The sequence below is a fragment of the Agarivorans sp. DSG3-1 genome (assembly GCF_046774965.1).
Taxonomy (GTDB): domain Bacteria; phylum Pseudomonadota; class Gammaproteobacteria; order Enterobacterales; family Celerinatantimonadaceae; genus Agarivorans.
On the sequence record NZ_CP177241.1, the window covers coordinates 4,683,399 to 4,701,860 of the forward strand.

General features: G+C 44.8%; 15 protein-coding genes. 7 read left to right on the forward strand and 8 right to left on the reverse strand.

What is annotated here, in order from left to right; genetic code table 11:
- Positions 1 to 280 precede the first annotated feature (280 nt).
- Both ACLD71_RS21745 and ACLD71_RS21750 read right to left on the reverse strand, forming a co-directional pair.
- Positions 281 to 1,540, reverse strand: coding sequence for a DEAD/DEAH box helicase (locus ACLD71_RS21745; RefSeq protein WP_411992123.1), 1,260 nt, complete (start codon positions 1,538 to 1,540; stop codon positions 281 to 283).
- 132 nt (positions 1,541 to 1,672) lie between these two features.
- Positions 1,673 to 2,692 (reverse strand): linear amide C-N hydrolase, encoded by a 1,020-nt coding sequence (locus tag ACLD71_RS21750; RefSeq protein WP_411992125.1) that lies wholly within the window; start codon positions 2,690 to 2,692, stop codon positions 1,673 to 1,675.
- A 251-nt stretch (positions 2,693 to 2,943) separates the two neighbouring features.
- Between ACLD71_RS21750 and ACLD71_RS21755 the strand changes: the two genes are divergently transcribed.
- Together ACLD71_RS21755 and ACLD71_RS21760 are read left to right on the forward strand one after the other, a co-directional pair.
- Complete coding sequence (locus tag ACLD71_RS21755; RefSeq protein ID WP_137671783.1) at positions 2,944 to 5,397, forward strand: EAL domain-containing protein; 2,454 nt, start codon at positions 2,944 to 2,946, stop codon at positions 5,395 to 5,397.
- A gap of 114 nt (positions 5,398 to 5,511) precedes the next feature.
- Positions 5,512 to 6,282 (forward strand): class I SAM-dependent methyltransferase, encoded by a 771-nt coding sequence (locus tag ACLD71_RS21760; RefSeq protein ID WP_411992126.1) that lies wholly within the window; start codon positions 5,512 to 5,514, stop codon positions 6,280 to 6,282.
- Between the two features lie 71 nt (positions 6,283 to 6,353).
- Here ACLD71_RS21760 and ACLD71_RS21765 read toward each other — a convergent pair whose 3' ends face one another.
- Together ACLD71_RS21765 and ACLD71_RS21770 are read right to left on the reverse strand one after the other, a co-directional pair.
- Positions 6,354 to 9,338, reverse strand: a complete 2,985-nt coding sequence (locus tag ACLD71_RS21765; RefSeq protein WP_411992128.1) for an ExeM/NucH family extracellular endonuclease — start codon at positions 9,336 to 9,338, stop codon at positions 6,354 to 6,356.
- A 255-nt stretch (positions 9,339 to 9,593) separates the two neighbouring features.
- Entirely contained in the window at positions 9,594 to 10,805 is a 1,212-nt protein-coding gene (locus tag ACLD71_RS21770; RefSeq protein WP_411992130.1) for an MFS transporter, read from the reverse strand.
- A 121-nt stretch (positions 10,806 to 10,926) separates the two neighbouring features.
- Between ACLD71_RS21770 and ACLD71_RS21775 the strand changes: the two genes are divergently transcribed.
- Positions 10,927 to 11,814, forward strand: coding sequence for a LysR family transcriptional regulator (locus ACLD71_RS21775; protein WP_411992131.1), 888 nt, complete (start codon positions 10,927 to 10,929; stop codon positions 11,812 to 11,814).
- On the opposite strand, the gene ACLD71_RS21780 is transcribed toward ACLD71_RS21775, so the two are convergent.
- Positions 11,797 to 12,387 carry an FMN-dependent NADH-azoreductase gene (locus ACLD71_RS21780; RefSeq protein WP_137671788.1) on the reverse strand — a complete coding sequence of 197 codons (591 nt, stop codon included), beginning with the start codon at positions 12,385 to 12,387 and terminating at the stop codon, positions 11,797 to 11,799. The two genes, ACLD71_RS21775 and ACLD71_RS21780, sit on opposite strands and share 18 nt — an antisense overlap.
- Before the next feature lie 197 nt (positions 12,388 to 12,584).
- Between ACLD71_RS21780 and ACLD71_RS21785 the strand changes: the two genes are divergently transcribed.
- The 3 genes from ACLD71_RS21785 to ACLD71_RS21795 all read left to right on the forward strand — a co-directional run bounded on the left by ACLD71_RS21785 (position 12,585) and on the right by ACLD71_RS21795 (position 14,759).
- Positions 12,585 to 13,418 carry an ion transporter gene (locus ACLD71_RS21785; RefSeq protein ID WP_303510665.1) on the forward strand — a complete coding sequence of 278 codons (834 nt, stop codon included), beginning with the start codon at positions 12,585 to 12,587 and terminating at the stop codon, positions 13,416 to 13,418.
- Positions 13,419 to 13,500: 82 nt separating this feature from the next.
- The gene (locus ACLD71_RS21790; protein WP_411992134.1) at positions 13,501 to 14,226 is read left to right on the forward strand and encodes a glycerophosphodiester phosphodiesterase family protein; all 726 of its coding nucleotides are present in this window, start codon (positions 13,501 to 13,503) and stop codon (positions 14,224 to 14,226) included.
- A 29-nt stretch (positions 14,227 to 14,255) separates the two neighbouring features.
- Entirely contained in the window at positions 14,256 to 14,759 is a 504-nt protein-coding gene (locus ACLD71_RS21795) for a TetR/AcrR family transcriptional regulator (protein ID WP_137671791.1), read from the forward strand.
- A 1-nt stretch (position 14,760) separates the two neighbouring features.
- Here the strand turns inward: ACLD71_RS21795 and ACLD71_RS21800 are convergent, their stop codons facing one another.
- Positions 14,761 to 15,306 (reverse strand): GNAT family N-acetyltransferase, encoded by a 546-nt coding sequence (locus ACLD71_RS21800; RefSeq protein WP_137671792.1) that lies wholly within the window; start codon positions 15,304 to 15,306, stop codon positions 14,761 to 14,763.
- Positions 15,307 to 15,312: 6 nt separating this feature from the next.
- Positions 15,313 to 15,657, reverse strand: coding sequence for a DUF2956 domain-containing protein (locus ACLD71_RS21805; protein ID WP_411992136.1), 345 nt, complete (start codon positions 15,655 to 15,657; stop codon positions 15,313 to 15,315).
- 172 nt (positions 15,658 to 15,829) lie between these two features.
- Between ACLD71_RS21805 and ACLD71_RS21810 the strand changes: the two genes are divergently transcribed.
- Positions 15,830 to 17,050: a uracil-xanthine permease family protein gene (locus tag ACLD71_RS21810; protein ID WP_137671794.1), complete on the forward strand. Its 1,221-nt coding sequence runs from the start codon at positions 15,830 to 15,832 to the stop codon at positions 17,048 to 17,050.
- Between the two features lie 62 nt (positions 17,051 to 17,112).
- On the opposite strand, the gene ACLD71_RS21815 is transcribed toward ACLD71_RS21810, so the two are convergent.
- Positions 17,113 to 18,459, reverse strand: a complete 1,347-nt coding sequence (locus ACLD71_RS21815; RefSeq protein WP_411992139.1) for a DUF1501 domain-containing protein — start codon at positions 18,457 to 18,459, stop codon at positions 17,113 to 17,115.
- Positions 18,460 to 18,462 lie beyond the last annotated feature (3 nt).

Consider the following 18,462-nt stretch of genomic DNA (forward strand, 5'->3'; position numbering starts at 1 on the left):
GTTTATTAAGAGGAAAAATTTCTTGTTTAAACAAAGACCCTTTCCTCTCAACACACATTTATTGGAAGTGAGATTATCATTTTTTTCTCGAATCATCAGCTACCCAAGCCAATAACTGACAATAAACTTAAGAAAAAATCAGATGTTTGTAGAAACAAAAATTGTAAAGTGCTGCGTCGAAAAACCAGCAAAAAATCTCATTTAAGAATAAAACTAGAAGCAACTTAGGCTATCGCTCGTACACGTAACAGCTCTTGTTTAGCAAATTGCTAATAGCACCTTACCTGCGCTTATTACCCTTTTTATTTGATGACTTACCACCGCGCCCTTTGCCCTTGCCTTGCGGCTCTGGGTCGGGTTCAAAGTTGCCATATTCGTCGTCATCTGCTGAATGTGCAATAGCTTTTGGTTTAGGAGCAAAACCTTTAACAATTTCTCCCGATAGCTTACGGCCAATTAAGGATTCAATAGCGTGTAAGCGCTTGGTTTCTTCTTCACAAAACAATGAAATGGCCAACCCCGAGTTGCCAGCACGGCCTGTGCGACCAATGCGGTGTATGTAGTCTTCTGCCTCGTAGGGGAGATCGAAATTCACCACACAAGGCAGTTGGCTTACATCAATACCGCGAGACGCGATATCAGTAGCCACCAGCACTTTTATACTACCGCTTTTAAAACCTTCTAATACTTGGGTTCGAGCATGTTGGGTACGGTTTGCGTGAATAGAGGCAGCGCTGATTCGCGCCTTTTCTAGCTGAGTAACCAGAACGTCAGCCCCCACTTTAGTGCGGCTAAAAACCAAGATTTGTCGCCACTTATTCTTTCTTATCAGGTGTATTAACAACTCACTTTTTCGTGCTTTGTCTACTGAATATAGCCTTTGTTTGATTTTATCAATGTTGCTTTGTTCGCTGGCCACTTCAATCAACTGCGGATTGTTTAACATGCCTTTGGCAAGTGATTTAATCTGTTTAGAAAAGGTGGCAGAAAACAGTAAGGTTTGGCGTTTGCTAGGTAGCAATGTTTGTATGTGGCTCATTTCGTCAATAAAGCCTAAATCTAACATGCGGTCAGCTTCGTCTAGCACCAATATTTCTAGCTGGTCAAAGCTCACTGCTTGTTGATTATAAAGGTCGATTAAGCGCCCAGGTGTGGCAACCAATACATCGGCCCCTTCTTGCAATTGGGCTTTTTGCGGTTCTATTCTCACGCCGCCAAATACAGCGGCGGCGCTAAGGTTCATGTATTGGCTGTAGTTTTTTACACTCTCCGCGACTTGAGCTGCTAGCTCGCGCGTTGGTGTTAGTATTAAGGCGCGTATATGCTTAGGCTGCGGTTGAAACCCGCCTGCTAACAGCTGTACAACCGGCAATGTAAAACCCGCAGTTTTACCCGTGCCTGTCGACGCTATTGCCATAATATCTTGTTGCTTAAGCGCTGCCGGAATGGCTGCGGTTTGTATCGGTGATGGCTTGGTGTAACCGAGTTCGGCGACGGCTTTTAATAGTTCATCAGACAAGCCTAAGGCACTAAATGACATAAACAACCCAGGGGTAGAAAGGAGAAAGCCTATGATACGCGCTATGTACTAAGTAGGTTGCACTATTTTCATTCGCAAGGTGGCTTATCCATCAAAGGCGGCCGAGGCCGCCTTGTTCATGTGCTTATGGATTTATTTTTCTGTTAAAGACTTGGTAAAGTTAGCGTTCGGTGTTGGGTTCTCGCCCAATACCACTCGTGCAGGCTCACTTGTGTCAAACATTTCAAAGCTGTAGCTTTCTACCGCAAAGGTATGCGCGCGGTCCAACATTATGGTTTTGTTGGTACGGTCGGTGAACACGGTCCATAAGCTGGGGAAAGTAGCATTGTCGGCGTAGGGGTCTTGTTCGTTATAGCCTGAGAAAATAGTTGCTTGGGTCGCCTTCATCGAGACAAGCGCTTGTTGGCTGTCGGTAACACCACGCTGGTATAAATCTTCAGTGATTAACTTGGCACGTAAACGACGGTCGGAAGCACGAATGGTGGAGTTTGGCTCTACTTGCTCTTTGTCTAAGTTTAAGTGGAAATCAAAAGCTGGGTCGTTGCTCATATAGCTGGCGCCGTGCTCGGTATACACTTTCATTTCACCGCCAATGTACTCTACTACCGCTACATCACCTGTGGCATCCACCAGCTGGTAATGCACCGGTGGGTATAAGGCTTCATTTTCATGACCAGGAATACCGGTAATGCCAGTAGGAATAACATCTACCGCTTTTAAGCCTTCTAGCGCTTCGGCCACGCTAGCAAAGTTATCTAATACAAAGTTAGGAACTTGGCCAGCATCTACATTTGGTGTGCCTGCAACATCTTGTTGAAACTCGGTGCCAGCAGCAGTACCTAGGTACAAAATACGCGCTTCTAAGCCTTTCTCATTGATGCCTTCAGCTACCGTTGCATCGGCGAATGATTCAATTTTAATAGCGGCGTATTTGGCTTTGGTGCTTACTCCATCGGTGTCGCTGTAGCTATGTTCCATGCCACGCCCCTTGCCTACCACAGTGGCGTTGTCGTAGCCGTTCCAATCCATAGTGCGAACAGTAACTTGTGCTTCGCCGTTGTGATAAGCCGCAGTAGTACACGCGTTGGCTGTTTGCAAGATGCCGAAAGTTGACGCTGCGATAGTTAGTGCAATAAGTGTTTTGTTCATCATTTCACCCTTGGTTTGTTGAGTCTGCATTTCGTTGATGGGTGTAGATTAACGAGGAATATAAGAAAGCAGAAACCCGCACCTATAAGTTTAAGTTATAGGTTGATTTGAGTGTTATAAGGAAAAATAGCTATCTTAAGTAATTAATCAGTTAAGTTCTAAGTATTTGCTATTGTTAATAGTCTCTAATGAATCTATTGCTAGGTTTGATGTTGGAATGATGACATTAGTAATAATGGGTAGGGATTGGGTTAATGGTAATAGATGATACAGCCTTTCAAAGAGTAAAAGGATTTACTCCACAAGCGTGGTCAATAAATCTTGATACAAACCAATTCAACTGCCCACAACAGCTTATATCAACACTGGGCTACCCAAATCAGACCATTCTCACCCTATCTCAACTATTCGCTGCCTTTGAGAAAGCACAACTAACGCAGCTAAAAAAGCACATCAAACTGGCTTTAAAAACCGGCGAGTCAATCATTCAAACGGCGGTACTTAACGCCTATCAACATCGCTATATTGCTGAAATAGTTATTGATGGGTCAACGGCAGATAATAAAGAAGTCACCGGAACAATAGAGCTAAAACAATACTTTCTCACTAAGCAACAAGAGCTGGAGTTTCTTAAAAGCATATTCAACAAATCGAATGAAGGGTTCATGATTGCGGATGTAAACCATACCATTCTTAAAGTGAACCAAGCGATGTGTCGCAACACCGGCTACCCCGAACATGAGCTGCTAGGCCAACCCGCAGCAATAATGAAAAGCGGCCGCTATACCCAAACCTTCTATCAGAAACTTTGGCAACATGTTGACCAACATAAGATTTGGACAGGTGAGCTCCTGGCCAAAACTAAACTTGGTGAAGTGTATGCTCACGAAGCTCGAATACAGCGTATAGACTTGCCCGGCGATACCCATGTTTACGTATCCTCTAGTCACCGTTTAGATACTGCAACAGACCTTTGGGATGAAGATGATCCCAATGGCAGTACCAAAGTACATGTGCCCGACAAAAATGCCTTTACGAAAAAGCTCAACGCTGACTATCAACAACTCGGAAACGAAGTCACCATTATTTGCTTAGTGTTTAACGTCTCCCTCGCCCAAACCGCTAGCTCAATGACTCGCCAATGGCTTATCGCTCAGCGCTTCAGTAGCCTGGTTTCGCAAGGTCACCTTGGAATACTTAATGCCAGAATGTTTTCTGCATACTGGGTGGTACCTAAAAAAATGGAAGACATTGAAACCACTTTAAAGCAAGCAATGAAAGCCCTTGAAGGAAACAACAGCAATGAAGATATAGGCTTATCTGCCACAGTGAACGGTGGTGTATCGGTACTGCAAATTGATGCGACTTCACCGATTCAATTGCTAAGCCATGCCACTCAGGCACTCATTGCTAACCCTCAAGATAATGGATCGTCCTTGTATTATTTTGACCGACGCTTAGCCAAGCGTTTCGACAGAAAGTCGATTTTAGCTGCTTTACTCAAGCAAGCATTAACAGAAAATAAAATAGAAGTTTATTATCAACCCATTGTCGCTACACCCTCGCTAAAAATAGCGAAATTTGAAGCCTTGTTTAGAATCAAGTTAGACACAAAAGTCCCTTATAATGTGCAAGAGCTGATTGAAATTGCTGAAGAATACAGCTGGATAGACCAAGTTGACGCTGCAGTAACAAAACAAGCTTTAAACGATTTACCCATTTTACAAAAACACTACCACAGCGCTAGGCTAGGCATGTCGATCAATCGTTCAGTGGTAAATGACCGCGTTTCACACTGTTGTTTAGAAGACACCTTAACTATTTTTGAGAATAGTGGTATTGACTTGAGCCTAATCACTCTTGAGCTTACCGAGTCTGCCTATTTTGATGACTCTTACTACCACTCTGAATGGTTAGATAAGCTAAAAGCACATAATATTGCGATTGCTCTCGATGATTTTGGAACAGGATATTCTTCATTTTCCTATTTGCGGCAAATTCCGGTAAATATAGTTAAGATTGACCGCTCCTTTGTATCAGGTTTAACCGAGCAGTCGAATGAGTATTCGATGATAGATATGCTCTGTAAGCTCACCCATAAAATGGGCGGGCAAGTCATTGCAGAGGGCGTAGAGACAAAAGAGGAACTCTTTTTACTCTCTAAATTAAATGTGGATATGTTACAGGGTTATATTTTTAGTAAGCCTAGAAGCCTGCAAGATATACTGGCTGATGGTGAAGATAATATTTACCCGCAGCTGACTCAGTATGTTCACAAAGATGACATTGTTAACGCTCAAACCATAATGCAAAGAGAACTCCCCAAAGTTGGCCCTGACGACAAACTAAAAACTGCACTTGAAAAGCTTAAAAAGCATAATTCAAAGTACTTATTAGTTACCGAGAAAAGTCGATGTATTGGGGTATTGCATCAAAGCGATGTAAACGCAGCCGTTAGTCCCTACCTAAATACTAAAGGCGAGCAGAATCGAGACTTAATGACCTTAAACAAACGGGTTCACCAAGTCATGCATAAAGATCATTTACCTGTAGACATGGATACATCTTTTGAGTTGCTACTCACACAGTTCATAAGCAAACCTAATACTGTCGTAGTGGTAGAAGGAGCGAACGGCGTCTGCTTAGGTGTTATTTTGCTAGAAGATCTATTGGTGAATCACCATCGCTTCGTTAATCGCGAACACTAAGATATATCGGTAAAATTCATCATAAAAACTTTGCCGCAGAGCCCTTTTTATCCACTAAACTATTCAAAATTTGGGTACACTTACTGCATTGTCACCTTTTAAATAGTAACTGCGATGGATTATTTAGCCTTAAACAAAGCCGCTTGGGATAAACGTACCGAGCTGCATGTAGATTCTGAGTTTTACGACGCGCCTAGCTTTATCGCGGGCAATAGCTCGCTTAAATCTATCGAGCTAGATCTAATGGGCGAGGTAGCGGGCAAAAAACTGCTGCACCTGCAATGTCACTTTGGTTTAGACAGCCTTTCTTGGGCACGTTTAGGCGCAGAAGTCACAGCGGTAGATTTATCCAGCGAAGCGATTAATCAAGCCAAAGAGCTCGCCCAGAAAACAAACTTAACGGCCGAGTTTATTTGTGATGATGTTTACCACTATGGCGAGGAAACTCAGCCTATTCATGATTGGGTCTTTGTCTCTTACGGGGCGTTATGCTGGTTACCTGATATAGACCAATGGGCGCAAGTAGTGGCCAATAGCTTAAAGGCGGGCGGCAAGTTGTGTTTAGCCGAGTTTCACCCAGTACACGACTTAATTAGCGGTTATGGCTATTTTCACCGAGAAGACGCAGATTTAGACGAAGAAGGCACCTACACCGAGAACGATGATGGCGAAGTAAGCCCTATGTTAACCTGGGGTCACCCTGTATCAGACGTAGTGAATGCATTAATAAAAGCAGGCTTGGTGATTGAGCAGCTGAATGAGTATGACTATAGCCCTTACAACTGTTTTGAGGGTTTAAAAGAACGCCAAAGCGGTGAGTTTATTTATGAGCACGAGCATTACGAATCACCTTTGGTTTATAGCATTGTTGCCAGCAAACGCTAGGCCTTGTTAAAGCAATTCAAACAAAAGGCGAGCTGATTAGCTCGCCTTTTTTTATTGGCTACATCTAGCGTTTAATCGTTATCTTTAATGGTGACCCAAGTACTAGTTATATTGCCTAGTGCCGTTGGGTAAGCACCGAATAACAGTACCTTAAAGCGCTCCTCAGCTTCGCCGTGGCGATCATCAACGATGCGAGCTTGAACGTTTTTAGCACCGCTTTCACCTTCATTCCAAGTAACTCGTTGAATAAACGGTGCGCGGTAATCACGCCAGCTAGCAGAAGACGGCAGGACTAATACCCAAGCACTGGTCTTGCTAGTTGCTTCACCATTAAGCACCACTGGAATATTTATGCTGCCAGCGGCTTCGTCTACTTCTATTTGCGCTTGCGCCATAGACACTGTTAACGCGGTAGCGTCGTCAATCAACAGCTCTACTTGTGGTACGGCCAATTTAGCAGAGCCCTGTTCAATACTTAGCATTAGGTAGGCCGTTTCTTGGCCCTCTGCCAATTCATCGGCATAGGCAGCAAGGCTAAGCGTTTGGCTGCTCATGTCGTCTGCCCCCCAAACAAGCTCCCCGCTTACTAGCGCTAAATCGCTCGCATCGGCATTGCCTGCAACAACTTGGTAATTCACCACTACTTCACCAAAATCACCCTCTAGGCGCTCAAATGCTAATGAGCTTGTGGTTCCTTCAACCAAGTTGGTTTGAGCCGCAACACTAATGGTACCTGCGCTGCGCATATCTAGACTAATCACCACAGGATCATGGTCTGATGCGCGGTAAGCATTTGGGGCGTAAAAATTAGCCAATTGCGCATCTGATTTGTATTCAGTGTTGTAATCCAAGCCTGTAGGTTCGTCGGCATTAATGTGCCAATCGGTGGCATCTAATACCCGCGCCGTTAAGGCCGCACCGGCTAAAGCATGGTCTAAGCTGCCGGCTTCTTCATCGTAATAGTATGAATAGCTGTTGGCTTCAAACATTGGAACTAGGTTGTTAAAGCCTGCAGCTTCAAAGGCTAACATGGGGTCTTCTTTGGCGTAGGCGTTAAAGTCTCCTAAAAGCAGTACATTTTGTTTTTCGCTAAAGAACTGGCTTAGAGTTTGCGCAGCTAAGGTTCGTTGGCCGTTACAGTTACCTTGCCCATCGCCCATGTCTGGATCACCTAAAGCGTTACAATTGCTGCCTTTAGACTTAAAGTGGTTTACCGCAACGTAAAAGCTTTCGCCGCCGTCTACCATGCTAAATTGTTGCACCAATGGAACGCGATGTTTAGCTGTATCAGCATCAAACGGGTAAGCGCGAATTAGTTCTGCATCGCCATTGGCTTGCACCGCTTCTGGTTGGTAAATGATGCCTACTGCAATCATATCGTTACCGATACGATCAACTTGGGGTTTAACCGCAACATAATGCTGTGCTTCTGGCAATTGCGCATTCACGGCGTCAATCAGGTTTTGAATCGCACTGTCTGCTGCAAAGCCATTGTTTTGAATTTCCATCAAACCCACAACGTTGGCATTCATGGCAACCATGGCCGACACTATTTTAGCTCGCTGACGCTCGAACTCTTCTGCGGTATCTGCACCACGAAAATCCGTCGCATTATCAATGTCCAAATCGGTGAAGAAGTTAAGCACGTTAAAACTGGCAACACTAAGGTTACCGAGTTCATCAAGCTCTGGAATCGCCTTTCTTGGGTAAGCATCAATCACAGTTGGAAGCGCTGTTGGCTGCACACGGAACTGACCAAAGCTGTAATTAATCACCCCTTCTACGCCCGTCATCTGTGAGCCTGCACGTAAGCTGTTCAAAGCAGAAAAGTTAGGAAAGTAGCTGATCTCGTCTGGGTTTTGCGAGCTTAAACCATCGTCTAATACCAATCGGTTAAGCATGTTAGCGTCAGCCAAGGCTGCCGCTTCAGGCGTATTTGCTGGGTATACTTGTGTTGATTTAAAGCGTTTACCTAACGACAACACCGACTCACCATAACGGTTAAAGGTGTAAGCAGGGGTAACGTGCAAGGTTTGCGGCAGGCTGACACGCATGCCTTCTAAGTGATATAAGTCTTGGTCTACTAAGGGTAACGTTAGTGTTGTTGCGTTAGGCAAATCCTCATTGCCACACACCAATAAAGCCGCCACATCTTTAAGCTGATTGCCACCGCTATACTCAGCCACGGTAGCTTGTACTCTAACGCGTTGGCCCACGGTAACGGGGTCATTAAAGTGGTAGACAAAAATACCTTCTGAGGTTTGAGCGTCAGCATCCCAGTTAGCATTGGCATGTTGAACAAAAAAACCAGACAATTGGTTATCCGTTCCATTCCCTTGGAAATCACCCACCACCACCGCTTCTACAACAATCTCTTGACCTAATATGTTGCCAGAACGAATGCTGTGAATAGCCGTACTAGGGTCACCACATTGACCGATGTCTGAAACCGGCGGGTCAATTGGACCGCCAGTGTCGTCACAAGCTTGTTGGCCAATACAACCTAAGCCGTTAACGGTGTCTTTAGCGTAGTTAAACCAGCGTGAGGAAATCACGAACTCTTGGCTATTATTGTTGTCTGGCGTGCTTTCGGCTAAACGGCGTAAGGTTTGGTCTTTAGTAGACGCACCACCATCACTCCAAGTTTCTCGCACGCCAATTTGGCCAACACGATCCACTAATACATCGTTGGCATACAAACCAAGCGCATCGTCGCCATTAAAGTTAACCACGCTTGATTCAATACCTACGCCTACAGGAATTAAAGCATTGTCATTATTGCCAATAACTGCATTGCTATTTACATATACCAAGGTGTCGCCAGGTGCTAAAACACCGCTTAAATCTTGGGTGTTGGTAGCACTAGTGGCACCATTTGAGAACAAACGAAGCTGGTAATTAGCACTGGCTAAATCCACCGCTTGGTCGCCGTAGTTGGCAATTTCAATCGCTTTGTTAAAACTACTTCCTTCAATGTATTCACTAATCAATACATCGGCTTGTGAGCTAACACTTAGCGCACATAGGCCTACTAACACTATTTTATTGGGGTTCATAATACTCGTCCCTGAGAAAACAAAAAATGCCACAACGAAGTGGCGCCATTAACTGGTCTAGCCTGACGAGAATTGATGACAGAAAAACACAATAACTGCGAACAAAATGTGACATTTTGTTGACAAAAAACAATAAATACAAAGGGATAAGCAAGAAAAAGCCATTTAGTGGAGAGTTAAATAGCCTTATTGATGAGCAGGTAGCAGTGTGATTAGGCGGCGTACTTTAGCCAAATTACCAGTTACAAACATGACTTACGGATTAGCTGGATGAAGCTGGTCTGTCGGTTTTTCTAAGATGAAATAAGCCAATAATGTTACACCAAGCAACGCACTAACATTAAACGCCACAATACCCTGCCAGCCCCAAGCGCTATAAAATGGTTGCATTAATACGCCGCCACCGGCAGCCCCCACATAATAACTAATGGTGTATAAAGCCGACGCGCTGGCCTTGGCTTTAGTGGCGTGTTGATTCACCCAAGCGCTGGCCTGTGCATGGCTAAAGAAAAAGCCCATAGAAGACACCACCATCGCCAGCAAGATCATCCAAAGTGGCTCAAATAAACTCAATGCACTAGCAACGGCCATCACTAACAAGCCCAGCAAAATACATAACTTGCTGCCGTAACGCTGAGCAATTCGCCCAGCTGAAGATGCGGTAAATGTACCGCCTAAATAACTTAAAAATAATAAAGAGGTTAAGCTTGCAGGTAGCGAATACGGTGCGTCGGCCAAAATAAAAGTCAGGTAAGAAAATTGATTAATGAATACGCCAAAGGCAACCCCTCCCACTAAGTAAGCACATACTAACTGGGGATTCCTTAGGTGACGTTTATAGTTCGCCAGGCTGCTACATAAGCGCCAAGTTTGGCGAGTATGGGCTGACTCTTGTGGCAGCAATACAAACACCAACACCACCATTAATAAACTCAGTAGCGCCACCACGATAAAGGCCATTTGCCAGGAACCGAGTAGGTCGGCACTCCAACCGCCCAATAAGCGCCCGCCAATGCCGCCTAATGAGTTAGCCGCAATAAAAATACCCACTGCTTTAATCAACGCGCGTGAGTCTAACTGTTCGGCTAAGTAAGCAATTGCTACCGCAGGAACACCGGCTAAACATACGCCCTGTAAAAAACGTAGCGCAATAATGGCATAAAAAGACTGGGGATGAGCCAAGCCAATAAACAGGCTTAAACACGGAACAACAGCAATCGATACCAATAGAATTTTGCGTCGACCTACGGCATCAGACAGTGAGGCCAAGAATAATAACCCCAAGGCCATACCCAACATAGCGGCCGACAACATGGCGCTAGCGGCTAAAGGTGAAATAGCGTAGTTCTGAGCAAAAATAGGCAATAGAGACTGAACAAGGTAAAGATTGAAGAAGGTAACTAAAGAGGCTGTAGACACCGCTGCGGTAACTTGCCAAAAACCTTTACTGTTTTGCTGATACTTCATTAGTACACTCTTAAATAGCACGTTCTTCACGCTCTGATGTACTAATGCTATGCCTCCGCTTTGAATAAATAAAATATATTAGTATTATCGAAGCTATAACTTTTACTTATGAGTAACGATTGTGGAATTAAGACAATTACGCCAGTTTGTCAGTGTGGTGCAACTGGGTAGCTTTACTGCAGCGGCTAAACAATTGGGCGTTGCCCAGCCAGCGATTAGCGCCACAATCAAAAAACTCGAGCAACAACTATCGATACAACTGCTACAACGTAACGAGCGAAATGTCAGCTTAAGTACCGAAGGAAAAGTACTATACCAACACGCCATTCAACTGCTTAAACAAGCTGAAGACGCCGAGCAAGCGATGCAATCTCTAAAGGGGCTGGACAGCGGTACCGTAACCATTGGGATCCCTAGCATGATGGGCTCTTATTTCTTTCCGCCCTTGCTCATGGGTTTTAAAAGTCTCTACCCACAACTCAACCTTTCTGTGATTGATGCAGGTACCGAGTTGGTTAGGCAAAAATTGCTTAGTGGTGAACTCGATTTAGGCATTGTTGTCACCCAAGATGTGCCGCCAGAACTGCACTGTGAACCTATTTACAAAGGTGAACTACTGGCTTGTTGCAGCCAAGATAATCCACTTAGCGCACAAAGCAGCATTAGCCACCGTGAATTTCTAAACCATGAATTGGTGCTGTTTCGCGAGGGGTACTTTCACCATAAGGTGATTGAACAGATCAGTCGTGAACAGCAACAGGTGCCACAAGTCTCTTTTCAAACCAACCTGATCCCGCTCATTAAGTCGATTGTTGCCAGAGATTTTGGCATAACTACCCTACTTAGCATGGTAGTTCAACCGGGTGACTCTCTGCATTCGCTAAGCTTTGATCCGCCGTTTCACTTAGAGCTAGGGCTGGCTTGGCGACGCGATGCGTATATGTCGCGCGCCAATCAGAGGTTTAAGGATTTTGTGTTAGAAAATTGCACACTAAACGAGGGCAGCTAGTTGCTCTTGTGCGGCATCCATTTGCTGCTTGGCGGTTTCATCACCCATGCTTAAGGCTTCGGCATAAACCACTTCAACATCAGTGATGCCTAAAAATCCTAGCACTACCATTAAGTGAGGAATTTGAGTGTCGGTAGCAGCGTGTTTATGAATCCCGCCTCGTGTCGTGACCACAATCGCTTTCGTATCCTTTATCAAACCAACTGGGCCTTGTTCGCTATATTGAAAAGTAAGTCCAGCTCGCACCACTAAATCTAGCCAATTCTTTAACTGTGTGGGAATCGAAAAGTTATACATTGGCGCAGCAATCACCACCACATCGGCGGCTTTAAGCTCATCCACTAAACTGTTTGATAAAGCGAATACTTTCCGCTGTTGTTCGCTTAGTTCATCCCCACCTTGCAGTGCCGAGATTACTTCAGCACTCAACACCGGCAGAGGCTCTGCGGCTAAATCTCGACTCACCACCTTTGCATGTTGCGCAATGTAACGATTACTCAGTTGGTCAATCAGTGCCGATGAGCTTGAGTGCTCTCCCAAAATACTTGATTTAAGCGTTAATACTGATGTCATAGTTGTGTCTCACTTGATGCCATAATTTTAGATGAGCTACTGTATCAATATAAAAATGGAACAAAAAACACAAATATTAGCCACAAGCATTCGACTAAATAGACAGGATTGATATTTAGCGGGAGTTTAGCGACTCACTTCAAATTCAAACATTTATCGATATACTTAGCCTATTAAAACCTTCAAGGATGAACTCTGTGTCTAGTGAACCCACTACCCAAAGCCCTATGCAAAAACGGCTTTACGATATAATTTTTGGCTACAATACCCCAGCCGGAAAGCGCTTTGATTTACTGCTAGTAAGCGCCATTATCAGCAGTGTCATCGTGGTAATTCTCGATTCAGTGAGTGAGTTTGAACAGCTCTACCACACCTGGTTTATCGCCATTGAAGTGGTATTTACGGTGTTTTTCACCCTCGAGTATATCGCCCGTTTATACTGCTCGCCGCAACCTAAAGAGTATGCCAAGAGTTTTTATGGTGTGGTCGATTTGCTGGCAATTTTACCCACTTATTTAGCCCTGCTCTACCCAGCTGCGCAGGTAATGCTGCTATTCCGCTTATTGCGGATCCTACGGATACTTCGCGTTTTAAAACTAGTGCGATATATGAGTGAAGCCAACGTGCTATTACGAGCGCTAATGCTGGCTCGTCGTAAGATTTTAGTATTCTTATTTTGTATTTGTTTAACCACCACTATTTATGGTGCCTTAATGTATGCCATTGAAGGGCCAGAAAATGGCTTCACTAGCATTCCTCGCAGTATTTATTGGGCCATTGTCACCATTACTACTGTAGGTTATGGCGATATTTCTCCTGCCACACCTCTAGGCCAAGCACTGGCAGCCTTGGTCATGATTACCGGTTTTTCGATTATTACCGTGCCTACCGGCATTGTAGGTGCAGAGCTAGTTAATGAGATGCGCCGTGAGCAAAGTGAACACCGTTGTGTGCACTGTGAACGCGCTGGTCACGACCACGACGCTGATTACTGTAAACATTGTGGAGCCGATTTGTTAAATGTGTCATAAAAATGTATAACTGCCTGCTTACATTACCCAGCTACACTAAAATGATTGATGGCATGCGCCTGAGAACCAAAGAGGAATTAGCATGGCAGTTATTGCAGGACACCGTGGCGTAGCAGGCAGCTCCCCGGAAAACACCCTAGCGGGCTTAGACCGCGCCGTAGAGTTAGGCCTAGAATGGGTCGAATTTGATACCTTTTTAACCAAAGACCACCAGCCCATTGTATTTCACGACGAGCATTTAGAACGTTGCACGAATGGTAGCGGCAAAGCCACCGAATACACCTTAGCGCAATTACATTCGCTAGACGCTGGCGCTTGGTTTTCTTCATCGTTTTCCGGCCAAGCCTTACCAAGCTTACGCCAGTACCTCATCCATGCCAAAAAGTTGGGTTTAAAGCTCAACTTAGAGATGAAGTATCACAACCAACCGCGCCAACAATTAGTTGAAGCTGTAGTCGCCGAAATAGCCCATTGTGATTTTCCACTCGACCGTTTGCTTATTTCTAGCTTCGATCACCAATTGTTACTGTTTATGCACCGCCATGCTAGCCAATTTGACTTAGCCCAGCTCTATGAAGAAATCCCCGAGAATTGGCTGCAACAACTTCAAGACATTAATGCGCTAGCCTGCCATTGCGATTACAAGACCTTGAGCGTTGCCCAGGCCAAACAAATCAAACTGGCGGGTTATCGTTTGTCTACATACACTGTAAATGAGCCCACCGAAATCACCGCATTGTTACCATGGCTAGATATGGTTATCAGTGACTTTCCTGAGCGATTTAACGAGCCCATGAGCACAAGCTAACACTTGGGCTCTTTCGCAGGAAGCGAATCATGTCCCCAGTCAGCTTGTCGCCACAGCAACAACTTAAGGAACGGATCCTTGATCAGGTATTGGCATTTTTGCTTGAAGGCGATTGGCAACAAATAGAAATGGGCAACATTGCTAGGCAGTGTGGCATTAGCCAAGCAGAACTCAATGAGTGCTTCCCTACCCTGCAATCTATTACTTCTGCGGTAAATAGCCGTTTAACTCAAAACTTTATCCAACATTTGGATTTAAGTTCACGCGAGAGTTTGCGGCTGACTTGGCTCGACAGTTTAGAGTCCCCTCGGTTTCGCGCCATTGTGCATTTGTTTATTGATGCTTCGCAGCAAAAAAGCGTTGCCTGGCGCTTAGCCAATGTAGGTTGGAGCCAATTTACCAACCATGTTGCTAGTCACTTAGGTTACCAAGCGGTAAACCAAGACTTACCGTGGCTATTGGGCAAATCGATGCTGAAGTTTATTAACCAACGCAGCCGCAGTAGCAGCACCTTAAAAAGTATCGACAATTAGCTTATTGCGGCGCGGCCAAGTCATCGGCGATCAATGAATAAATCGCTGCGTGGCAGGGTTGGCCAAAATCAATAACTCGTGACCTAGCTAAGCTTTCGTAATGTGCGCCGGCTTTTTCAGCCACTCGACGGCTGGCAATGTTTTGCTCGGCAATCACTAATTCTAAGCGATTTAGCTGCAAGCCATTAAAAGCGTAATCGGCCATTAAACGCACCGCTTCGGTAGCAATACCTTTACCACTGGCACTGTCTCTTACCCAATAGCCCAAATTAGCTGCGCGGTAATTCCACTCAATGCGGTTAATAGCAATAGCACCTAAAAACTGTCCACCTTGATTGGCAAAAATCCCCATATCAAAAGCAATGTTTTTAGCTATCGCCGCTTGGCTCAGTGCTAGCCAAGATCGACTCTCTTCTTCTGGGTAATCTTCTTCCATCCAATCTAACCAGCGGTGCCCGCCAGCAGCGGTTTCACGCACGGCCTCAGCATGAGCAATGGCATCTTCTGGTAGGTAAGGTCTAATGAGTATTTGCTGGCCACGCATCATGCTCTCCTAGCTTGGCGAATAACTATAAACATAGGCAGCAAAACCTAACCATGACAAGCCCAGTAACACCCAAGGCAATATAGATGGCTTAGTATTATCTTTAGCTTCTGCTAAGTGATCAGCACCAGCGCATTGCTCCGCGTTTTTACTAGATTGCTTTTTACGCTGTTTGTCGGCTTCGCGCATTTTGGCTTTGTGTTGCTTTTTATACTGCTCAATGCCTTTTTGAATACCCGCCGAGATTAATTTGTTTTGCTCTTTAGTTTGGCCAGGGCGTTGGTTCGCCTTGGTTAAGGCTTCTGCCGTTGCCACCACTTCATCAGAGACTTTATTCTTGTTTGCTTTAGCCACATTACCTCCTAAGGTTTTCGATTACTTTGAACCAAACCGCTACATAAGTCTAAAAGATCGCGCAACTATAATAAAACAAAGACTTTTTTCTAGACTAAGCACCTTGATCATTTTTTTATCACGCCCTTCGGCTTACACTAGATGAATTTTTTTGTTCAGGGAGACAAAACGGATGAACACCCCACTACTTGGTGCGCAAATGCTACTGGTTGCATTTGGTGCTACTACCTTGGTACCACTACTAACAGGCATTAGCCCTAACCTCGCCTTATTGGGTGCAGGTATAGGTACGCTAATCTTTCAGTTTTGTACGCGTCGCCAAATTCCTATTTTTCTGGGCAGCTCATTCGCCTTTATCGGACCAATTATTTTAGGTATTCAGCAGTTTGGTTTACCCGCGACCTTAAGTGGCCTAATGGCTGCAGGCCTTATGTTCATTATTATTAGTGCCATTGTAAAAGTACGCGGTGTTAAGGTTATTGAGCGCTTTTTACCGCCGGTAGTGGTTGGCCCAGTGATTATGGTCATTGGTTTAGGCTTAGCCCCGGTTGCTGTAAATATGGCCTTAGGTAAAACAGGCGATGGCTCGGCAGTTTTAGTAGAGCAAGACATCGCCTTGCTGATTTCTTTAGCATCGTTGTTTACCACCATTGTGGTATCTATCTTTGCTAAAGGCATGCTCAAATTAATGCCTATTATCAGTGGTGTAGCTGTGGGCTATGTATTGAGTTTGTTCTTTGGTTTAGTTGACTTTAGTGCAGTAGCTAGTGCCGCATGGTTTGCGATACCAGAATTTGTTACGCCTGAATTCAACTGGCAGGCCATTTTGTTTATCGCGCCTATCGGCTTAATTGTTACTATTGAACACTTTGGCGACATACTGGCTATTTCTAATGTGACTGGCAAAAACTTTGTGGAAAACCCAGGGATTCACCGCTCATTATTAGGCGACGGTTTAGCCACCATGACAGCCGCCAGCTTTGGCGCGCCACCTGTAGTAAGTTACGGCGAAGTAACCGGCGCGGTAAGCCTGCTTAAAACCTACAACCCTATCATCATGACTTGGGCAGCAGTATTTGCCATTGGTTTAGCATTTATCGGCAAAACGGGTGCCTTGTTATTGTCTATTCCGGTGCCAGTAATGGGCGGCATTATGTGCCTGCTATTTGGTGCGATTGCAGCAATTGGCTTAAATACCCTAATTAACAAGCAAGTGGATTTGTCTATTCCACGTAACCTTGTGATTGTGTCTGTCACTTTAGTATTTGGTATTGGTGGCATGGCTGTTGGCCTCGGTGAATTTACTCTTAAAGGTGTTGGCCTGTGTGGCATTGTGGCCATTATTCTTAACTTGGTATTACCTCACGAAGATAAAGCAGCTAAAGCCAAATAAACTTTATTTAGTACTAAAAAGGCCAGCAACTTGCTGGCCTTTTTTATTACTTATGTAAGGTATTAGCTAAACATCGAGAGATGAGTTTGATTAAAGTTACTTAAGCTTGGGAACAAGTCCAATACTTCACTATCACTCAAACCAAACCAGCGAGCTAAACTGGCAAAATATTGCTCGTTGGCCACTTGTGGGATCATTCTGCCACCACCCACATCGTAAGCACTGTCTAAAGCCTGTTCGATAACCGAACCGTAGATTTCGCCGCCGTTGACTGCACCGCCCATCACCAATTGGTTACCTGCCCAGCCGTGGTCAGTACCATCACCATTTGAACTCAAAGTTCGGCCAAAGTCCGACATGGTAAAGGTTGTCACTTGGTTTGATAAACCTAAGGTACTCATAGCGCCATCAAACTCAGCCATGGCTTGTGAAAGCTGCATTAATAAGTTCGGATGATTCACATTTTGGTCGTCGTGAGTATCAAAGCCGCCCATGCCAACAAAGAATACTTGTCGGCCTACGCCAAACTGCGATTGCACCGACAAGGTTTTCGCTACCGCTAATAGTTGCTTAGAGAGGTTGCTGTCGCTGAATACATCTGTAAATTCTGAGGCACTTTCTAACGCAGTATTGAGCTGCTCAGTATTGCCAATTGAGGTATCCAATTTGTCACTGTAGCTTTTGGCTAAAGGATGGCTTGCTTGGCTAAACATTTGCTCAAGTTGCTGGCGCAGCGCTTGGGTACGCGGAGAGCTACTGTTGTAGGCATTAACGCGTGTAATACCTGATTTATTCATAGCAAAAGGAATCGCGTTAGGGCCAGTTTGCCACAGGTTATTACCCGACAACGAGATGTTAGAACCAAAATTATTATTTTGATTAAGCATCTCTAAAATACGTCCGCCCCAGCCATAGTTAATACTTTCTTTCTCGCGCCCCTGCATCCACGTTGATTGCTGGTCATTATGCGAGAACAAGTTATTAGGAATAGCCGCACTTTTTGCTTTGTATTGCTCCAAAGTGATCGGGGCCACTAAGCTACCCACCCCAGAAACCACCGCCAAGTTTTGCGCGTTAAATAGCGGCGCTATTGGCGAGAGAGCAGGGTTAAGGCCTATTCCACCGTCTACCGCAGTAGTTGGGTTAATCGCAATAGCGTCACTTACCGCTAAGTTTTGGCGACTATTTAAATAGGCATCGAGCGGGTCACCACTTTGAGGGATCAGCATATTAAAGGAGTCATTACCTCCTTTGAGAAAAATACACACCAACGCTTTAAAGTCGCCTGCGCCAGCGGCTGGCGTTGCCAAGCTAGTCATTGCTTTTAGCTGCATGCTGGTAAGCGCAGCCATTGATACGCCACCTTTTAGGCACAGCGACAGAAACTCTCGCCTGTTTTTATAATTCATCTC

Excerpts from the sequence above, each read along its gene's own strand:
- ACLD71_RS21800 (WP_137671792.1), bottom strand. The coding sequence starts at position 15,306 with ATGATGCGTGGCCAGCAAATACTCATTAGACCTTACCTACCAGAAGAT.
- ACLD71_RS21780 (WP_137671788.1), bottom strand. The coding sequence starts at position 12,387 with ATGACATCAGTATTAACGCTTAAATCAAGTATTTTGGGAGAGCACTCA.
- ACLD71_RS21755 (WP_137671783.1), top strand. The coding sequence starts at position 2,944 with ATGGTAATAGATGATACAGCCTTTCAAAGAGTAAAAGGATTTACTCCA.
- ACLD71_RS21750 (WP_411992125.1), bottom strand. The coding sequence starts at position 2,692 with ATGATGAACAAAACACTTATTGCACTAACTATCGCAGCGTCAACTTTC.
- ACLD71_RS21765 (WP_411992128.1), bottom strand. The coding sequence starts at position 9,338 with ATGAACCCCAATAAAATAGTGTTAGTAGGCCTATGTGCGCTAAGTGTT.
- ACLD71_RS21760 (WP_411992126.1), top strand. The coding sequence starts at position 5,512 with ATGGATTATTTAGCCTTAAACAAAGCCGCTTGGGATAAACGTACCGAG.
- ACLD71_RS21770 (WP_411992130.1), bottom strand. The coding sequence starts at position 10,805 with ATGAAGTATCAGCAAAACAGTAAAGGTTTTTGGCAAGTTACCGCAGCG.
- ACLD71_RS21810 (WP_137671794.1), top strand. The coding sequence starts at position 15,830 with ATGAACACCCCACTACTTGGTGCGCAAATGCTACTGGTTGCATTTGGT.
- ACLD71_RS21815 (WP_411992139.1), bottom strand. The coding sequence starts at position 18,459 with ATGAATTATAAAAACAGGCGAGAGTTTCTGTCGCTGTGCCTAAAAGGT.
- ACLD71_RS21745 (WP_411992123.1), bottom strand. The coding sequence starts at position 1,540 with ATGTCATTTAGTGCCTTAGGCTTGTCTGATGAACTATTAAAAGCCGTC.
- ACLD71_RS21790 (WP_411992134.1), top strand. The coding sequence starts at position 13,501 with ATGGCAGTTATTGCAGGACACCGTGGCGTAGCAGGCAGCTCCCCGGAA.
- ACLD71_RS21795 (WP_137671791.1), top strand. The coding sequence starts at position 14,256 with ATGTCCCCAGTCAGCTTGTCGCCACAGCAACAACTTAAGGAACGGATC.